Source organism: Acidobacteriota bacterium (assembly GCA_003225175.1).
Classification (GTDB): domain Bacteria; phylum Acidobacteriota; class Terriglobia; order Terriglobales; family Acidobacteriaceae; genus Gp1-AA112.
Map to the genome: position 1 here is coordinate 1,762 of QIBA01000030.1, position 15,618 is coordinate 17,379.

General features: G+C 55.9%; 13 protein-coding genes and 1 pseudogene (1 of these 14 only partly in view). 8 read left to right on the forward strand and 6 right to left on the reverse strand.

Annotated features, from left to right (window positions below; all coding sequences use genetic code 11):
• Both DMG62_02315 and DMG62_02320 read right to left on the reverse strand, forming a co-directional pair.
• Positions 1 to 568: pseudogene (locus tag DMG62_02315) on the reverse strand (hypothetical protein) (it extends 59 nt beyond the left edge of the window).
• A 627-nt stretch (positions 569 to 1,195) separates the two neighbouring features.
• Positions 1,196 to 1,450: a hypothetical protein gene (locus tag DMG62_02320; GenBank protein ID PYY24421.1), complete on the reverse strand. Its 255-nt coding sequence runs from the start codon at positions 1,448 to 1,450 to the stop codon at positions 1,196 to 1,198.
• A gap of 55 nt (positions 1,451 to 1,505) precedes the next feature.
• On the opposite strand from DMG62_02320, the gene DMG62_02325 reads away from it, so the two are divergent.
• From DMG62_02325 to DMG62_02355, 7 genes are all read left to right on the forward strand, one after another.
• Complete coding sequence (locus DMG62_02325; protein PYY24422.1) at positions 1,506 to 2,264, forward strand: hypothetical protein; 759 nt, start codon at positions 1,506 to 1,508, stop codon at positions 2,262 to 2,264.
• Positions 2,265 to 2,731: 467 nt separating this feature from the next.
• Positions 2,732 to 5,101 carry a hypothetical protein gene (locus DMG62_02330; GenBank protein PYY24423.1) on the forward strand — a complete coding sequence of 790 codons (2,370 nt, stop codon included), beginning with the start codon at positions 2,732 to 2,734 and terminating at the stop codon, positions 5,099 to 5,101.
• 63 nt (positions 5,102 to 5,164) lie between these two features.
• Entirely contained in the window at positions 5,165 to 5,446 is a 282-nt protein-coding gene (locus DMG62_02335) for a hypothetical protein (GenBank protein ID PYY24424.1), read from the forward strand.
• On the forward strand, positions 5,443 to 5,832 hold the full coding sequence (locus DMG62_02340; GenBank protein ID PYY24425.1) for a putative toxin-antitoxin system toxin component, PIN family: 390 nt from the start codon (positions 5,443 to 5,445) through the stop codon (positions 5,830 to 5,832). Before DMG62_02335 ends, DMG62_02340 begins: the two co-directional genes overlap by 4 nt.
• Before the next feature lie 275 nt (positions 5,833 to 6,107).
• Entirely contained in the window at positions 6,108 to 6,752 is a 645-nt protein-coding gene (locus tag DMG62_02345; GenBank protein PYY24426.1) for an RNA polymerase subunit sigma-70, read from the forward strand.
• A complete protein-coding gene (locus DMG62_02350; GenBank protein ID PYY24427.1) occupies positions 6,749 to 7,381 on the forward strand; it encodes a hypothetical protein in 633 nt (210 codons plus the stop codon). The genes DMG62_02345 and DMG62_02350 overlap by 4 nt, the downstream gene beginning before the upstream one ends.
• A gap of 48 nt (positions 7,382 to 7,429) precedes the next feature.
• On the forward strand, positions 7,430 to 8,395 hold the full coding sequence (locus DMG62_02355) for a hypothetical protein (GenBank protein ID PYY24428.1): 966 nt from the start codon (positions 7,430 to 7,432) through the stop codon (positions 8,393 to 8,395).
• A gap of 69 nt (positions 8,396 to 8,464) precedes the next feature.
• Here DMG62_02355 and DMG62_02360 read toward each other — a convergent pair whose 3' ends face one another.
• The 4 genes from DMG62_02360 to DMG62_02375 form a co-directional block, all read right to left on the reverse strand.
• The gene (locus DMG62_02360; GenBank protein PYY24429.1) at positions 8,465 to 11,869 is read right to left on the reverse strand and encodes a hypothetical protein; all 3,405 of its coding nucleotides are present in this window, start codon (positions 11,867 to 11,869) and stop codon (positions 8,465 to 8,467) included.
• A 135-nt stretch (positions 11,870 to 12,004) separates the two neighbouring features.
• Positions 12,005 to 12,439 (reverse strand): VapC toxin family PIN domain ribonuclease, encoded by a 435-nt coding sequence (locus tag DMG62_02365; protein ID PYY24430.1) that lies wholly within the window; start codon positions 12,437 to 12,439, stop codon positions 12,005 to 12,007.
• Complete coding sequence (locus tag DMG62_02370) at positions 12,436 to 12,690, reverse strand: hypothetical protein (GenBank protein ID PYY24431.1); 255 nt, start codon at positions 12,688 to 12,690, stop codon at positions 12,436 to 12,438. Before DMG62_02370 ends, DMG62_02365 begins: the two co-directional genes overlap by 4 nt.
• Positions 12,681 to 13,517 (reverse strand): hypothetical protein, encoded by an 837-nt coding sequence (locus DMG62_02375; protein PYY24432.1) that lies wholly within the window; start codon positions 13,515 to 13,517, stop codon positions 12,681 to 12,683. The genes DMG62_02370 and DMG62_02375 overlap by 10 nt, the downstream gene beginning before the upstream one ends.
• 197 nt (positions 13,518 to 13,714) lie before the next feature.
• Between DMG62_02375 and DMG62_02380 the strand changes: the two genes are divergently transcribed.
• Positions 13,715 to 15,475 (forward strand): hypothetical protein, encoded by a 1,761-nt coding sequence (locus DMG62_02380; GenBank protein ID PYY24433.1) that lies wholly within the window; start codon positions 13,715 to 13,717, stop codon positions 15,473 to 15,475.
• Positions 15,476 to 15,618: the final 143 nt, after the last annotated feature.

Consider the following 15,618-nt stretch of genomic DNA (forward strand, 5'->3'; position numbering starts at 1 on the left):
CATGGCCACTCTGTTTGACGAATGCCATCATCCCGTCTGCCCAGCGGCTCGCAGGATTACCACCAGTCTGTGAACCGGGAACACAGTCGGCTACAAGCTCCGTAAACGCAGAAGCTTCGGTGTATCCCCCGGGAACATCGCTGTTCACTTCCGAAATCCGCCAGCCTTCGGTGGAGTAGTGAAAATCAAAGCGCAGGGTTCGCACTGCTGCGGGCGTCATCCCGTGGACCGCGGCTTCCTTTAATACTGATCGGAGTTGCGCGGGCATGCCCAGCGGCGCACGAGGCCCGCTTCGACGAAGCAGTTCCTCTTCCGCGAGCATTAGCTCGGCAGCAAGAGCTTCGGCCAGAGTCTTCAATTCTTCCCAAGTCTCAGGACGGAGCAACAGAGGCTGACGAAAGAGAGTAGACACATCACCGACCTGGCAGTCCCATTTGAAGAACTCGAGAGCAAGCCGGCTCTGGATTCGCCGGAATTCGAGCTCGTCGAGGGTTGCGCCGAATCTGAGCGGGACGATGTCCGGCGCGCAAATGTTAGAGCGGGACGAGATTTCGGGCGTGATATACAACTCACAAAGATTCTACGAGAAAATCAATCCAGACCGAACATTCCCATTCCGGTATCGTTGGGGGCAGTCGCTCCGGATGATCTCAGCGCTGGCCTTGAGCCACAAAGAGGCTCCTAAGCGGCTAAGCATCAAAACAGCTACTGGTCTCGGGTAAAACAATCGGCGGGTGGCGCACCCTTTGCGGTTTTCAAGGGTGCGCAGGTCAATTTGTTTTTAAGGAACTCCGGAGGAATTGGGGACAGCCTGAGAGCCTGTCGGAGTAAACGATTCCCGAACCAGGAATCAACAACTTACAGACAGAGCACTCCTCGCAAGTTGTTGATTCTTCATTCCAGAAAATCTATCTCCGACAGGCTCTCAGGCTGTCCCCATTTTCTTTCCATTTTCTTTCAATGTAATGCCTCAATGTGCGCTCTATAAAAGGCGGTGCCGAACACTGTGTTCACATCTGGTCGGGAGAAGTGCTTACTCTCGACATTGCCCTCTATAACATCCACCGCCCTGTAGGACTAAGGCCCCCGATTACGGCTTCTTTCGCAAAGTCTTAAGCCGCTCTCCCGATATAACCAGAGTAGAAGGTTGCTTAGCCTCTATGGAGTTCTTCTCCGAGGCCGGCATGCAGTTGATTCAAAACTCTTTTGTTCCGAAAGCGATTCTGATCGGGACGCTTTGTGCACTATCGTCATTGATTTCCGGGTGTGGTGCAGCGGGACAGCAGGTGGCCACTACCAACGTTATCTCCTCTACGGCGCCCGGCGCCACGAGTACGCCAACCTCAGCGCCGTGTACCAGCGCAACTGCACCGGCTCCACCGGCTGCACCGGCTGCGCCCTCTCCATCCCCTGCTCCGCCGGCGCCTACTCCAGCTGCGCCCACTCCCACGGCTTCCGGGATACCGCATTCTTCTCATGTTGTGCTCGTCATTGAAGAGAACAAAATGTTTACCGAGGTGTATCCCAACGGGATGCCGTGGCTGGTCGCGCAAGGGAACAAATATGGCTACGCCAGCAACTATCATGCTGACGTACCCGGCTCCATGATGGACTACCTGTGGCTGTCCTCCGGCAGTGGCGAAGAACCGTTCGGATGCGTGGGCGATGGCTGCAGGCAACCGATTACGTCAGACAACATCTTCCGTGAGCTTGGAAGAGCCGGCCTAACATGGAAGGTCTATGCGCAATCGTTGCCGAGCGCGGGTTATATGGGGCCATCGACGGGAGCTTATGCCGCTCACCACAATCCCGCGAAGTGGTATTCCGACGTAATCGATAATCCGTCGCTCCAGCAGAACATCGTGCCCCTGACGCAGCTAGCTTTGGATTTGGCTGCGAACCAGTTGCCTAACTACTCGATCATCATTCCAGACGGTGACAACGATGGGTGGGACGGCTCGATGGCGAGCGCCGATAACTTTCTGGCGGCGAACATTGCTCCTCTGCTAAGCGCGCCACACTTCCAGGCTGGCGGCGATGCGCTTATGTTCATCACCTTCGATGAATGCGATGAGGCTGTCGGCACGTGTCCAGGCAACGAGCAGGTCTACACAGCGGTGATCGGTCCCAAAGTGAAACCGGGCACAGTTTCCTCCACGCCGTACAAGCACGAGAATACGTTGCGCACGATCCTCGATGCCTTAGGAGTCACGGTTGACCCCGGCGCCTCGAGCAGCGTTGCCGATATGAAGGACTTTTTTTAGATCTTCTAATCGATCACTGAGCCACCGCGATTTCTTGCAACTTCGCAAACAGATTGCGCCATTGATATCGGATCACCCTCGCCTGTAGTGCGGGCGGGTGGCCCAGCCTTTTCCCGTTTCGGTTTTTCCGTCGGACTTCCAGACAAAGGGTGCCCCACTCTCGCACGATTTTCGCGAGGGTGGGATTACATAGATGTGTCATGCGTCGGTAGTTGCTTCTTGTTTCGCTTGACAATCCACCCCCTCGATCCTAACGATAGTAGCCTTTCATCGGACCCTCTCCAATAACGGCGAGAGTCAACTGCGGGAGTTATTGATTCCTCTTAACCGCCTCGCGAACACCGCGCGAGAGTGGCAGTCTTAGCAGTCCGATGGAAGAGGAAAACAAAGGCTGGGCCATGCGGCAGCCCAGGTCATACAACTTTATTATTTGACCCCGCCAATCTGCCGGCCTAAGATGCGCTCGCATGTCGTCGCCTGGCCTTGAGAGGCAAGTCCTCGGACACTATCGCATTATCGAGCCGCTCGGCGCAGGCGGGATGGGAGAGGTGTATCGAGCACGCGACGTGCAACTGGAGCGAGATGTAGCCATCAAGATTTTGCCGGCTCAGAACGTTTCTGATCCCAGTGCCAAGGCACGCCTGCTGCGTGAGGCCCGCACCGCGTCGCAACTGAACCATCCGAACATCTGCACGATCCATGAAGTAGGAGAGCTTGACGGCCAGACATTCATCGCCATGGAACTGGTTGCGGGAGAGTCCCTGAGCAGCAGACTTCGGCGCGGGCCGCTGCCCTCAGAACAACTCATTGTCAGTTGCGGACTGCAATTGGCAGACGCAGTGGCACATGCGCATAAGAACAACGTTATCCATCGCGACCTGAAGAGTTCGAATGTCATGCTCACTCCGGAAGACCGGATCAAAGTGCTGGATTTCGGGCTGGCAAAGCGAGTGACGAAAGCAGATTTGGAAGCGGTAACTGTCTCGAAGTCGTCGCTGACGGCACCAGGAGCGATCTTCGGAACACTCAGCTATATGGCGCCTGAACAGTTGTGCGGGCAGCCAGCCGATGAGCGTAGTGACATCTGGGCGACGGGAGTAGTGCTGTATGAAATGGGTACCGCCGCTTTACCATTCCGAGGGGCAACGGCTTTCGAAATTAGCTCCGCAGTCCTGCACCAAGCGCCGGTGCCCCTGCCGGTTGCCGTGCCTGTCGCACTTCGCGCGGTGATTGAACGCTGCCTGGAAAAGGACCCTGCACGCCGCTATCAGGAAGCTGATGAGTTGCGAGATGCGCTGCAAGCGATCCGCACAGCCAGCGTGTCGGCATTCGGCCTGGTGCGTTATCGCCTCTCGCATCTCCGCTGGCAGGCTGCTGTTGGACTTGTGTTCCTGGTGTCACTGCTCGGAGGCTTGCTCAGTCCCTCGATCCGCACGCGCCTTGCTAGAGGACGGCAAATCCATTCTCTTGCCGTTCTGCCGCTGGAGAACCTGTCCGGCGATCCTCAGCAGGAGTACTTTGCCGACGGTGTGCATGAAGCGCTGATCGACAATCTCTCGAAGCTAAGCGCCCTGAACCGAGTAACAGCGCGATTTTCGGTGATGCGCTACCGCAAACCGGAACAGCCTGTGCGACAGATCGCGCGCGAGTTGGGCGTGGACGCGGTAATCACCGGATCGGTGCAGCGGGCGGGAGATCGCGTACGTGTGACGGCGCGCTTGATCAACGCTTCCAATGAACAGCAGCTCTGGCGCGAGCAATACGATCGCCCGATCCGCGATGTGCTTTCACTGGAAGATGAAATCGTCGGCGAGATCACGCGGCAAATCAAGCTTCAAGTCACACCGGAAGAGAAGACGCGGCTGACAGCAGTGCGCCATATCGAACCCGAAGCATACGAGGCATATCTCAAGGGGCTTTCCGCATTGCATCGCCGTAGCCCAAAAGATTTGGAAATTGCGCTGCAGTACTTTCAGAGCGCAATAGAGAAGGACCCGAATTTTGCTGCACCCTATGCCGGCATTGCGCAGGTCTGGGGTCACCGCGTCGTGCTGGGATTGGTGAAGCGGAGCGATGTGATGGATCAAGACATAATCTGGGCGCGCAAGGCGCTCGAACTCGATCCCAACTCTTCCGAGGCACACCAGGTCTGGGGACTTGTTTCGTCCGTCCATGTAGCGAATTGGGAAACTGCCGACAAAGAGTTTCGCCGCGCCATTGAGCTTAGTCCGAACGATCCGGATGCTCACCAGTACTACAGCGGATTTCTCGAGGCGCAGGGCCAACTCTCAGCAGCAATAGCAGAGGCGCAAAAGGCAGTAGAACTTGATCCTCTCTCTCCGATGACGCACGGGGCATATTCGCAGCGCCTTCTGGTGACTCACCGCTACGACGAAGCGATTGCCGAATGCAGGAAAAGTCTCGAATTGAACCCATCAGCACCGGCCCCCCATCATCATCTGGCCGTCGCATACCACATGAAAGGAATGGACCAGCAGGCGTTCGCCGAGGCGAAGGCAGACTTTGGCGAAATTCGCCACGATGCGGATGTTGTTGCTGCGCTGGACAAGGGTTATGCACACGGTGGATTTCAGGCAGCGATGCGGCAAGCGGCGGAGGTTTTGGCCGAGCGCTCAAAGCAGAAGTTTGTGCCGTCCTCGTACATCGCGGAGCTCTATGCCTTTGCCGGAGACAGGAGTGACGCCCTGGCATGGCTGCGAACGAGTCTCGATCGCCAGGAACTGGCGGCCGCATTTCTTCGCCTGCCTACCTGGGACTTCGTACGGTCAGATCCCGATTTCCAGGAAATATTTCAGAAGCGCATGAAACCGCAGTAGGGAGGGGCCACCAGGTCAGATTCACCTGTACGACAAATTCATACTTTGTGTGATAATACCAAGATGGGTATTTCCCGCTCTCGCCGCTCCCGAGTCTTTACCATTAGCTTCCCTGAAGACTTGGCACTTCAAGTCGATCTGGTAGCTCGCCGGGAAAGCCGCAACATCAGCGAACTTTTTCGTGAAGCCTTTCGCATCTATCGGCTGGAAAGCGTCCATCGTCAACTAGAGCGCTCCCGAGCTGCCGCACGGCGTCGAAGACCTCAGCCGGACTATGAGCAACTAAACGTTGAGAGTCTCGTAGACGAGGTTCGCTCAACGCGGACCCGCAAGAAGAGAAAGTGATCGTTGTTCTGGATTCAGGCATCTGGATTTCAGGATTTCATTTCGGGGGAATACCGCTCGCGGCGTTAGATCAAGCCTTTATCTACGACCATATCGCGATTTGTGAAGAAATCATTACAGAGGTATCCACGATCATGGTGTCTAAATTTGGCTGGACAGAAAGACATGTTCATTCGGCCTTGCGGAGCTATTTGGCTGGAGCAAAGCACGTCACAATGAAAGGCGATCTCACCGGCGTGTGCCGCGATCCGAAAGACGACATGCTTTTTGAGTGCGCCGTGCGTGCAAAAGCGGAAATCATCGTCTCCGGCGACAAGGACGTTCTGGAAGTCGGCGAATATCGGGGCATTCGTGTCATCACCGCTCGGCAATACTTAACCAAATGATCTTTAGTTGAGCCGGATTCTATATAAGGCGATGTCAAGAGCAAACAGATCTCCCGAACAGATCGGAGAGGAGTTGCTTGGCATGGCCTTTATATAGAACCCCGCAACCGGAGTCGGCGCCTACGCCCAGCCCTCCGAAAACCATGGAGACACGGAGTCACTGAGAAAGCAAGACCTCGCCCAGGGCCCGGCGTCGCTATAGCTCCTTCCAAAACAACTGGACAACATCCTCGTCTAACTTTTGGAACCTTCGTTTCGTCAGAAGCGAATACGGGATGAACAAAACGCCCGCTCTGATCCGGAGCGGCGCCAGCGCCGTGGACACGACTGAAATTCAAAACCCGCTCTTGCGTCGGGCTGTTCGCGGCGATAAAGAGGCTTTTGCGCAGCTTTATGACGCACTCGCTGGGCCGCTCTATTGTTTTGCGTTTCACATGCTGGGCGAGCGGGCCCAGGCTGAGGACACAGTGCACGAAGCTTTCCTCACACTGCTGAATGCAGCGAAAGATTTTGATGAGGCGCGTGGAAGCCTCTTGAACTTCGCTCTGGGAATTACGCGGAAGCTGGTGCTGCGTCATCTGCGCTGGAAGTTGCGATGGTTCACCTCCCAGCCGGAGGACCTGGAACGCTTCAGCCGTGACGGAGAAGCGAGTGCACAGGAGAAGCTGGAGCTTGCGGAGCAGGTGGCGGCAGTGCGGAAAGGCGTGGCGAGTCTGCCGACGAAGTATCGCGAAGTGATAACCCTGTGCGAGTTGTGCGAGATGAGCTATGAAGCCGCAGCCGCGCAGATCGGCTGTTCCGTGGGAACGGTGCGCTCGCGATTGCACCGCGCGCATGCATTGCTTGCGGAGAAACTGAAGCAGCGATTTTGCCGCGAGGACAAAGCAAGGCCACAGATGACGGAGGTGGCGACGCCATGACCTCTTGGAACAGGCGAGCCGGAACTCATGACCAACCTGGTGTGGCCGACGCCGCGGCCAAAGCTCTGGATCAACAGGCGATGTTGAGGTTGTCCGCAGCGGAAGCTGAACCTTCCGCGCAGCTACGGGCTCGGGTGCTCACCAGCTTTGCGCAGCGCACGCACCGCGAGAATCCAAGCTGGACGTGGCTCGCAGCGGCAACCGCAGCGGCAATGGCGGTTGCGGTAGTGATCGGGCTCGGCTATTGGAGATTGCGAGCACCAGGGCCTCCGACACGGTTGCCGATTGCTCCAAAGGCGATTGCCAATGTGCGCCTTGCCGCGCCCGAGGTACAACCCGGGCATGTGCGCACAGGCGCATCTACGCGGCCGCGAAATCAACATCGCCGGCCCGACGGCGTACAGGTGAAAAGGCCCGCTGCAAGCAATGATTTGCCAGTCGCCCAGTTCGACAGTTTGCTCTATTGCGACGCATTTAGCTGCGGAGATCCAATGCAAGTGATCCGCCTGGAAATGCCGGCAGCCAATGTGGGCCGAGCGTATCGATCGCTAGCCCGGAATGGTTTCGTGAGCGCGGAGCTGATCGTCGGCGCAGACGGTCTGACACGCGCCGTGCGATTCACAAAGTAGTGAAACGCGTTGTCATGTACTGTGACCACAATTAATTAAGGAGCTGCAATGAAACAGAGAATCCCATTTGCTGTTGCTGCATTTGTCGTTCTGATCCTCGCACTGACGTCCCTGGCCTGGGGGCAACAAGGCGGTGAGCCGCCGAAGACTTTCACGCGCACGTTTGCTGCTCCTTTCGAGGGCGCAGGAATTGCGATGGAGCAAGGCTTTGGCGTAGCCGGAGTGAAGGTGCTGGACACCATGAGCGACGAAGTGGTGAAGGGCGCTCCGTTCAGCGGCACGATGCGAACTGAATCAACTCGAACCTTCGCCGACGGTAACCGAATCCATCAGGAGAGCAGCTCGAAGAGATGGCGCGACAAGGAAGGGCGCGTGCGAACGGAGGCCGAGATCATGCTGCCTCCGGGCCTCGCGCAGGACGCACCTATGCTGATCACGATCAGCGATCCGGTGGCAAAAGTACGCTACGTGCTGGAGCCAGAGAGGAAGATCGCGAGAAAGCTTCCCTTCGCTGCCGAATTTCAAGTGCGCCACATGTCCGGTCCAGTGACAGCCGCTGGTCCGGGAATGATGCAGATCGCGGTCGCCCCTCCGCCTGACGCTCCTGCCGCTGCTGGCGTTGCTGGCGCTCCGGTGCATCGCCGCGATGTGTTCTTCTACTCCAAAGGCAAGCGCATGAATGACGATGACCAGGCCAAGTCGGAAAATCTCGGCGAACGCGACTTTGACGGAGTGCGCGCCAGCGGAACACGCCTGACGACGACGATTCCAGCCGGCGAGGTTAACAACGATCGTCCTATCGAGATTGTGAGCGAGAACTGGTACGCAAAGAGTCTGAAAACCACAGTGATGACCAAGCATTCGGATCCGTGGGCCGGCGACTTCACCAGTCGTCTCACCGAGATAAGCACGAATGACCCTGATCCCGCATTATTCGCGGTTCCGCCGGGCTACAGCGTTGTCGAGGACAAGTTTGCCGATGAAATGCAAGCTACACCTCCTGGTCCAAAATAGTGCACATGGGTGCTTTACATAGGAATCGCACGCAAAAAGCCAAAACGGGAAACAGGCTGGGCAACCTGATTAGTTCGCGGAGCGTACGACATCGGCGGTCAGCAATGTGAATTGGCAATCTGGAAGGTAACCTCCGCACATCAGAATGCCGCGACGAAAGAGGTTGGCGGGTGATTCGTCCGGGAATTGCGTGAGCATGTTCTTTTCGCGCAGGAGCTTGTCGAGGCCGCGCAACTGCTCCGATCCTGAGATGAATTTGATCTCTACCACTTTTCCGCTGCCTGGCTTCCCAACCTCCTTCAGCGTCGCTAAATCTACCGTGACCGACTTCCCATCCGGCGTCGGCGTCACTTTTCTGGAGACAGGCACTGAACTCTGTTCTTTGTTCGACAACATGATCATGAACTCGGCGCTCGTGTGCTGCTTCCCGAATTGGGGAAGGTGGAGCGTTCTCATTCGGCCGAGCTCTTCTCTCGGTCTCCAGTCCGGCGGTTCTGCTATTCCCGATCTAGTAAGCCGGAAGAGCTTATCTTGAACCTCGTCTGATGGATTCGAGCTGTTTGCGGCAAGCGAATAGAAGCGGACGGCTCTCTTGAGGTCGTGCGTCTTTGCATAAACATCGCCCAGGTGTTCAGCCACAACGGAAAACTGATCGAGGTCCCAGGAGCTGCGGAGATATCGCTCAGCCTTCAAGTAATCGGCGCGCAAATAATAGATGTATCCGAGCGTATCCCAGTACGCTGCCAGCGAACTCATCAAGCGAATATGCTTGATATCGAGTTCATCTAAGTCTTTTATCTCCAGAGTCTCTTTCTCAAGCTCTCTTACGGCGTCTTCTGCCCAACGCTGACTTTCTTCCAGATGAACTTTTTTCCGAGCGAGATTATAGGCAACGTCATTTTCGTAGGCGGGCTTATCGCCGGCCAATTCGATAGACTTCGCATAGTACTTAAATGCCCTCTCGAATTCGTCTGTGCCATAGTAAGCATTCCCAAGCTGAAACTGTACTAGCTCACTGTCCGCATTCAGCTCTGCCGCCTTCTCCAAGGGTTTTATTGCCTCCTGGTAGCGCTTGAGAGTTAGCAGCGCGCGTCCGAGATTGGCCGGAGCATCGCGATCATTCGGTATTTTTTCGTTCCATTTTTTCAGGACTGTAACCGCTTCTTCGGTGTACTTCAGATCCATCAATGCAAAGGCCAAGCCACGCCAGGCAGCCGGCTCGTCGGGAGTTTCCTTCGCTTGCCGCCGTAACCCTTCTAATCCTGCTTGTACATCTCCCAGCATCAGCCGGGCCGCGCCGATCGCGAACCAGACTCCCGGAATCTTGGGATCCGTCTTTGCAGCCGATTCGAAGTCGGCAACAGCTTCGGTAAGATGCTTTGACTGAAACTGAGTGATTCCATTTCGGAACAATTGTCCCGCTTGTGTATCGGGTGGGTGCGGAAACCCCGGCGGCCAGCCGCCTCGCGCCGCAACTGCCGAACCCCCACTCTTTCCGGGTTCCTTGCTGTTAAACGTGATCCAGGTTGCCGTGTCGTCCAGGACTTTGTGGCCGAATTCACGGAATTTGGCGTAGCCAGATGGCGGCACTTCATTGGCCAGGATTCTCAAGCTGCGTGTCGCGTGGAGGGCACCGTTTTCAAGAGCGTACGTCGAGTGATACTCAGCGAAATCGGTCTTCACATCGGCATTGGCAGGAAGGTCGGGTTTATAACCGGGAGGTGTCTTGATATCGACCACGTAGCGAATCTCACTTGGCCCTCCCAGCGGAACAGGCTGTCCAGATTTTTGATATTCCTCATCCGGGATAGCCACCGTCATCGGTGGGAATGGCGGGATTATTCGCTTGTTGTCGGCCCACTCTGGATATTCCTTACGGTCGTACTTGTAGCTGAACTGAAAAGGCTCAGAGGTTTTCTCCGGGTTTGAGGCCACAACATCGGTGACGGTCCCGGCATATCCTTGCGACTGGACGATCCTTTGCACCAGCTCTTTCCATTGTGGCTGGGGCACGCGATGGAAGCCGCTGCGGAAGGGCACCTCGTAGTCTCCACGATATTTCTGTACGAACGATGCCTGGAGTTCTCCGGCTTCACTCAGCGAGCCGGTTGTCGTCACTTCCTGTAAGCCCGGCAACACCGGAGCTGCCGGTACCATGGTGAGCTTCGAATGCTGCGGTAGCACCACCAGCGCCTGTTTGCCGCGAACGGCCTGAAGTATGAGTCCGAAGGGCGCGACTTCGCTCGTAGTGTCGAGCCACACGATCGAGCTCTCTGGATGAACCGCCGTGATCACGTGATCAAACTGGCCGGGTGAAGGCACATCCTGATCAATATCGGATGTGCTGGAGACCAATGCGGGCGCACTGTGTATTCCCACTGATTCAAGCAGGGCCGCCAGGAGCGTGTGCTTGTCCTTGCAGTCTCCATACGAATTATCGAGAACATCGGCCGCTGAGTGCGGTTGATATCGCCCTATGCCGAAAGCAACCCCGATGTAGCGGAAGCGAGTGGAGACAAAGTCGTAGAGAATACGAGCTTTCTCTTCTTCCGTTTTTGCATCCTTGGTGAGTTCCTCAGCCTTGGCTCGAACCGCGGAGGAGGGAGACACCTTCTCCTGTTGAAGTGAGTTGTACCAGTCTCCTACTTCCTGCCAGTTGCGAAAGCTGGAGATCTGAATGTCGCTAGGTTTGCGATGAAAGGCTCGAGCAAACTTTTCTTTCAGATCCTCCTCTGGACGTGTTAGTTGGGCGTACTTCCAAAGGTAGATTTTGCGACCGTTCTCAACACGAACCTCCGGTTTGTGGTCACCACTTTTAACATTTACGTAGAGATTGTTCGGGACTTCCAGGCGAAATTGTTCCTCCCGGACAATGGCGTTCTTTTCAAAGCTATAGTCGAGCCAAAACTCGTTCGCTGCGAGCGCTTTGAAGATGCGAGTGCTGCAACTCCATTCGAGGGTGTCGCCAATCGCGAGTCCCTTTACCGCGACATGTTTCTCCCGCAAGTCACTGTAGAACGGAGCCGCGCGCGTGATCTCGGATTCCAGGTCCTGCACGTCATCCAGTGAAGTATTGATAACGGTGCCGTCTGGCTTGCGCGCGCGCACATAGTTGATTGTTAGTTCCTGAAAATTCTTCTGATACGGAAATGTCAGCAGCCCATACTGCTGAACTCCGGCGCTCGACTGTAGGCGGATGCGAGAGCTGTTATCGGACTTGCCCGTGCCGTCAGCCTCATAGCTGAGAATGGTATCGAGTTGCTCAATAATGGCAGCCTCTTGAGAAAGGTCAGGCTTTGACTGCGCCTTGCTTGAATTGGCTGAACTTCCTGGAGCGGATGTCTGAGCAGACAGAATTGAGGCAGAGAAGAGGAGACAAAGAAGAGCCCGCATCAAGCAAAGAATCAAATCACAACCGGACAGCAAAACGCAATCCATCCTCCTCGGGGGAGGCTGGTTAGGAGGACGACACATAACGAGCCAAGATATCGGGCTCAGCTGAAATCAAGGAACAATGGAGGCAGCCTTTCCGGTCGCAGCTTCCTGATCCACGCGAGTGGATTCACCTTCTGTTCGGATTACGTCGACATTCCTGCGCATGGCCCGTGCTCATGCCGTGAATGGATTCGTGATCTTCAGGCCAGTAAATCGAGTAAAGTCGCGGTCGCCGGTTAGCAGTTCACTCGCTCCGTGCTCCCGGCACAGAGCAACAATATGGGCGTCGTGCATGAGGTCTCCCGCGACTCCCGATTGCTTCACAACCTCATCCAGGATCGTCGCGTGCACCGCGGTTTCGGAGAGCAACACCAGCGACGGCGAAGCCAATATGGCCTTCAAATCCTGCAGAGCAACTTGCGAAGGCAGGGGCGGGTGATAGACACGGGGATGCATGACGAGGCGCAGGAACTCGTAAATACACGGCCATGGAATCGCCCAGGCTGCGGGACCCTGCGCAAGCTCGGTCAAGACCTGGTGCGCGCGTGAGTGCTGTGGGCTGCTTGTGATCTCTGCATAGATAAGAATGTTGGTGTCGACCGCCTTCATTCCCGGTCCATAGCGTCGAACAGGCTGTCGCGATCCAGTATGTCGATGCCAGGCTGTAATTGTGCCTTCCAACCTTGCAACTTGAGCCGATACGTCTGCCGATCGGACTGGGTCAGTGCCCGGCGCAACAGTTCATTTGCAACCGCCTGAAGGGTTCGACCTTCGCTGGCAGCCTTCTTCTTCATCTGACGGAATAAATTATCGTCGAGCACTAATGTGGTTCGCGCCATGCATAAATATGCTACATGCATTGCACATCGATGTCAGCTTGTTCAATTACTCCCCGCGCAATCTTTTCGCTGTGGTTTTGATTCCCGATTCCGATCCTGAAAATGGGAGCCACACTCTTTTGCGGTTTCCAAAGCGGTGAATGTGTCGCGCCTACGCCACAGTCGTACCAGGAATCCACAAACAGCGCCGGCACGTCGAACTGATCGCTTGATTTGACGTAACCCAGCGTGTCCCACCACGGATCACCTTCGTGGTGGGTGACGAAATCGTCCCAATCTGTTGGCGGCATTCCCGCGCGAGTCATCATTCCCTTTAAAGGAAGACTGTACCAAAGCGCCCTCCAATCCACGGCCGGAGGCTTTACCTGCGGCCGAACCTTCGCGCCGTGGGAAACGACCCAATTAGAAGTAGCGGCCAGTTCAAAGGCGCCGCCCCGCCGCGACGCGAAGTACTGCAATGCTCCGCTCGCGGCTTGGGGATTCATGGCCAGCTGATGGCCGTTTCTGCGCTTAGCCATCTCCACTTGGTTTTCACCGGCATAGGAGCATCCGGTGGTGCCGACTTTGCCATTGGACCACGACTGTGCCGCGAGCCAATCCACTGTGTCTGATCCGTCGTTTGTATCCGCGGCCGAGATGATGTAGTCGCCTTCGGATTCAAATTTTCCTCTGACGTCTTGCACGGCGGCAACGTATCCTCGCGCCGCGAAGCGGCGGGCGCCGGCCACATAGGACTCACCGTTCTTGTTGTAGGGCGTGCGAATCAGGATGACCGGCAGCGGTTCCCTGAGATCGGCCGGGAAGTACAGATCGGTCGCTAGCTTCACGCCGTCAGGCATGGCAACCATGATGCTCTTCTGTAATCGAATCTCGTAGGCAATAGGGACTTCGAAACCGAAGGTGACCGTGAATGTCTATCGGCCGAGTGCAGAAAGCCGACTGGCGATCGCCGCTTCCTTCAGCAACTCACCTTGGTAATCAACAATCCGCGTGACTATCCGTTGTACAATCCGCCCATTCAGGGCAATCTGCCCGAATCGGCCACGTGTCCTCCCGCGAACAATTCGTCAATCGACATCCGTGGCTCACTGCCCTGGTTGCCCTTGCTGCCGTACAGATTGCCACCTCCGGCATTCTGAAAGGACAAACGCTCGCCGCTTTCGCGGACATACTGCAATTCGCGATCATGATCGCGATGATAGTAGGCACAGCCATCAACATCCGTCGGAGCAAGGGCTCGGCTCGCGGGTTCTGGCTCCTATTGACTGTAAGTGCAGTGATGTGGGCCGGCGACTACGCTAGCTGGGTCTACTACGAAGTGATTCGCGGCGTTCAGATGCCCGTGCCGCAACCCGGCGACACGCTGCTGATCCTGCACGTTGTGCCGATCATGATGGCACTTGCCATGCTCCCGCATCGCGTGCTGAAGAGTGGATCTCCGCTGGCGAGCAATCTTGAGTTCCCGTTGATTGCCTGCTGGTGGGTATATCTGTACTTCCAGTTTGTCTTTGCCTGGCAATACATGTCGTACGATGCCATGGCTTTTCATCGAAACTTCAACTTGCTGTACCACGCGGAACTTGCGACTACGATCGTCGCTCTGTTTTATCTTGCCCAGCAAAGCCACGACGGATGGCACGAGATCTACAATCATTATCTAATCGCGTTTCTGATCTACGCCCCGACCTCCGCGATCATCAACATTCTCATCCAGCAGAAGCTGTATACCAGTGGCGGACTCTGGGACCTTCCGCTCACGATTTCCATTTCCTATCTCGCGTGGATCGGATTTCGTGCGCGCCGGCTTCAACTTGAGCCTGAGCGAAGCAACAGCGATATTCAGCCAAGCCTGGCAATTCCAGAATGGGCAGCGACGATCGCTGCCACCAGCATTCCCGCGATCGCTCTCTTTTCGTATGAGCGTTTACATAGTCCGCCACCTGTTCGCCATTTCCGGGTCGCAATCAGCTTTCTTGCAATGCTCTTGATCGGTATCCTGATTTTCACGAGGCAGCAGCTACTGAATCGCCGATTGTCTGTGTTACTCACCAATGCGCAACACGCCTATGACAATCTGGAACGACTGCAAAGCCAGGTGATGCAGACAGAAAAGCTAGCTTCCATTGGACGCCTGGTTTCCGGAGCAGCGCACGAGCTGAACAACCCGCTCACCGCAATACTTGGATACTCAGAGCTAATCGCCACCGACCAGGAAGTCCCGGCGGCCCCGCGGGGATTCGCTGAGAAAATCGCACAGCAGGCGCGAAGAACCAAGAATCTTGTCTCTAACCTGCTCTCGTTTGCACGTCAGACGCCACCGCAAAAGCGCCTTACAGATCTCAACTCACTGGTCAATAACGCCTGCCAGCTAAGGCTCGCGAGCATGCCAACCAAGCTCTCGCTGCTGCGCGACCTTCAGCAGGACCTTCCGCTAGTCCTTGGTGACGACAATCACCTTCTACAAGTGTTCCTGCACATCCTCAACAACGCCATTGATGCTATCGCAGAGCTGGGTGGTGGTGGAGAAATCATCGTGCGCACGCAGGCCCGAGGCGAGCATGTGGTTCTGGAGGTATGTGACAGCGGACCAGGGATCGCGGAGCCCGCGCGAGTTTTTGATCCGTTTTACACGACGAAGCCGCTGGGGCAGGGCTCTGGCCTAGGTCTGAGCGCTTGCTACGGCATCATCCAGGAGCACGAAGGGACCATCGAGTGCTTTAACCTGCAACCTCGCGGAGCGATGTTCCGGATTAGTTTTAAGGCGGTCGCCAAGCCAGCTCCTTCGGAGCCTGTCGCCGCGTCCTAAAAACAGTAGGCATTCCCCCAAAGCACAGCCGACGTGATAGCACTGAAAATAACACTGAATTCTCGAAGAATAACCCACTGTTATTGAATTCCTCCTAAATTCTCGAAAAGCAACTTTTTCGGAACAGCTAATGAGAGTGAATC

Coding starts and splice junctions, on each gene's coding strand:
- DMG62_02325 (PYY24422.1), top strand. CDS start 1,506: ATGTTTACCGAGGTGTATCCCAACGGGATGCCGTGGCTGGTCGCGCAA.
- DMG62_02330 (PYY24423.1), top strand. CDS start 2,732: ATGTCGTCGCCTGGCCTTGAGAGGCAAGTCCTCGGACACTATCGCATT.
- DMG62_02335 (PYY24424.1), top strand. CDS start 5,165: ATGGGTATTTCCCGCTCTCGCCGCTCCCGAGTCTTTACCATTAGCTTC.
- DMG62_02345 (PYY24426.1), top strand. CDS start 6,108: ATGAACAAAACGCCCGCTCTGATCCGGAGCGGCGCCAGCGCCGTGGAC.
- DMG62_02350 (PYY24427.1), top strand. CDS start 6,749: ATGACCTCTTGGAACAGGCGAGCCGGAACTCATGACCAACCTGGTGTG.
- DMG62_02355 (PYY24428.1), top strand. CDS start 7,430: ATGAAACAGAGAATCCCATTTGCTGTTGCTGCATTTGTCGTTCTGATC.
- DMG62_02360 (PYY24429.1), bottom strand. CDS start 11,869: ATGTGTCGTCCTCCTAACCAGCCTCCCCCGAGGAGGATGGATTGCGTT.
- DMG62_02365 (PYY24430.1), bottom strand. CDS start 12,439: ATGAAGGCGGTCGACACCAACATTCTTATCTATGCAGAGATCACAAGC.
- DMG62_02370 (PYY24431.1), bottom strand. CDS start 12,690: ATGCATGTAGCATATTTATGCATGGCGCGAACCACATTAGTGCTCGAC.
- DMG62_02375 (PYY24432.1), bottom strand. CDS start 13,517: ATGGTTGCCATGCCTGACGGCGTGAAGCTAGCGACCGATCTGTACTTC.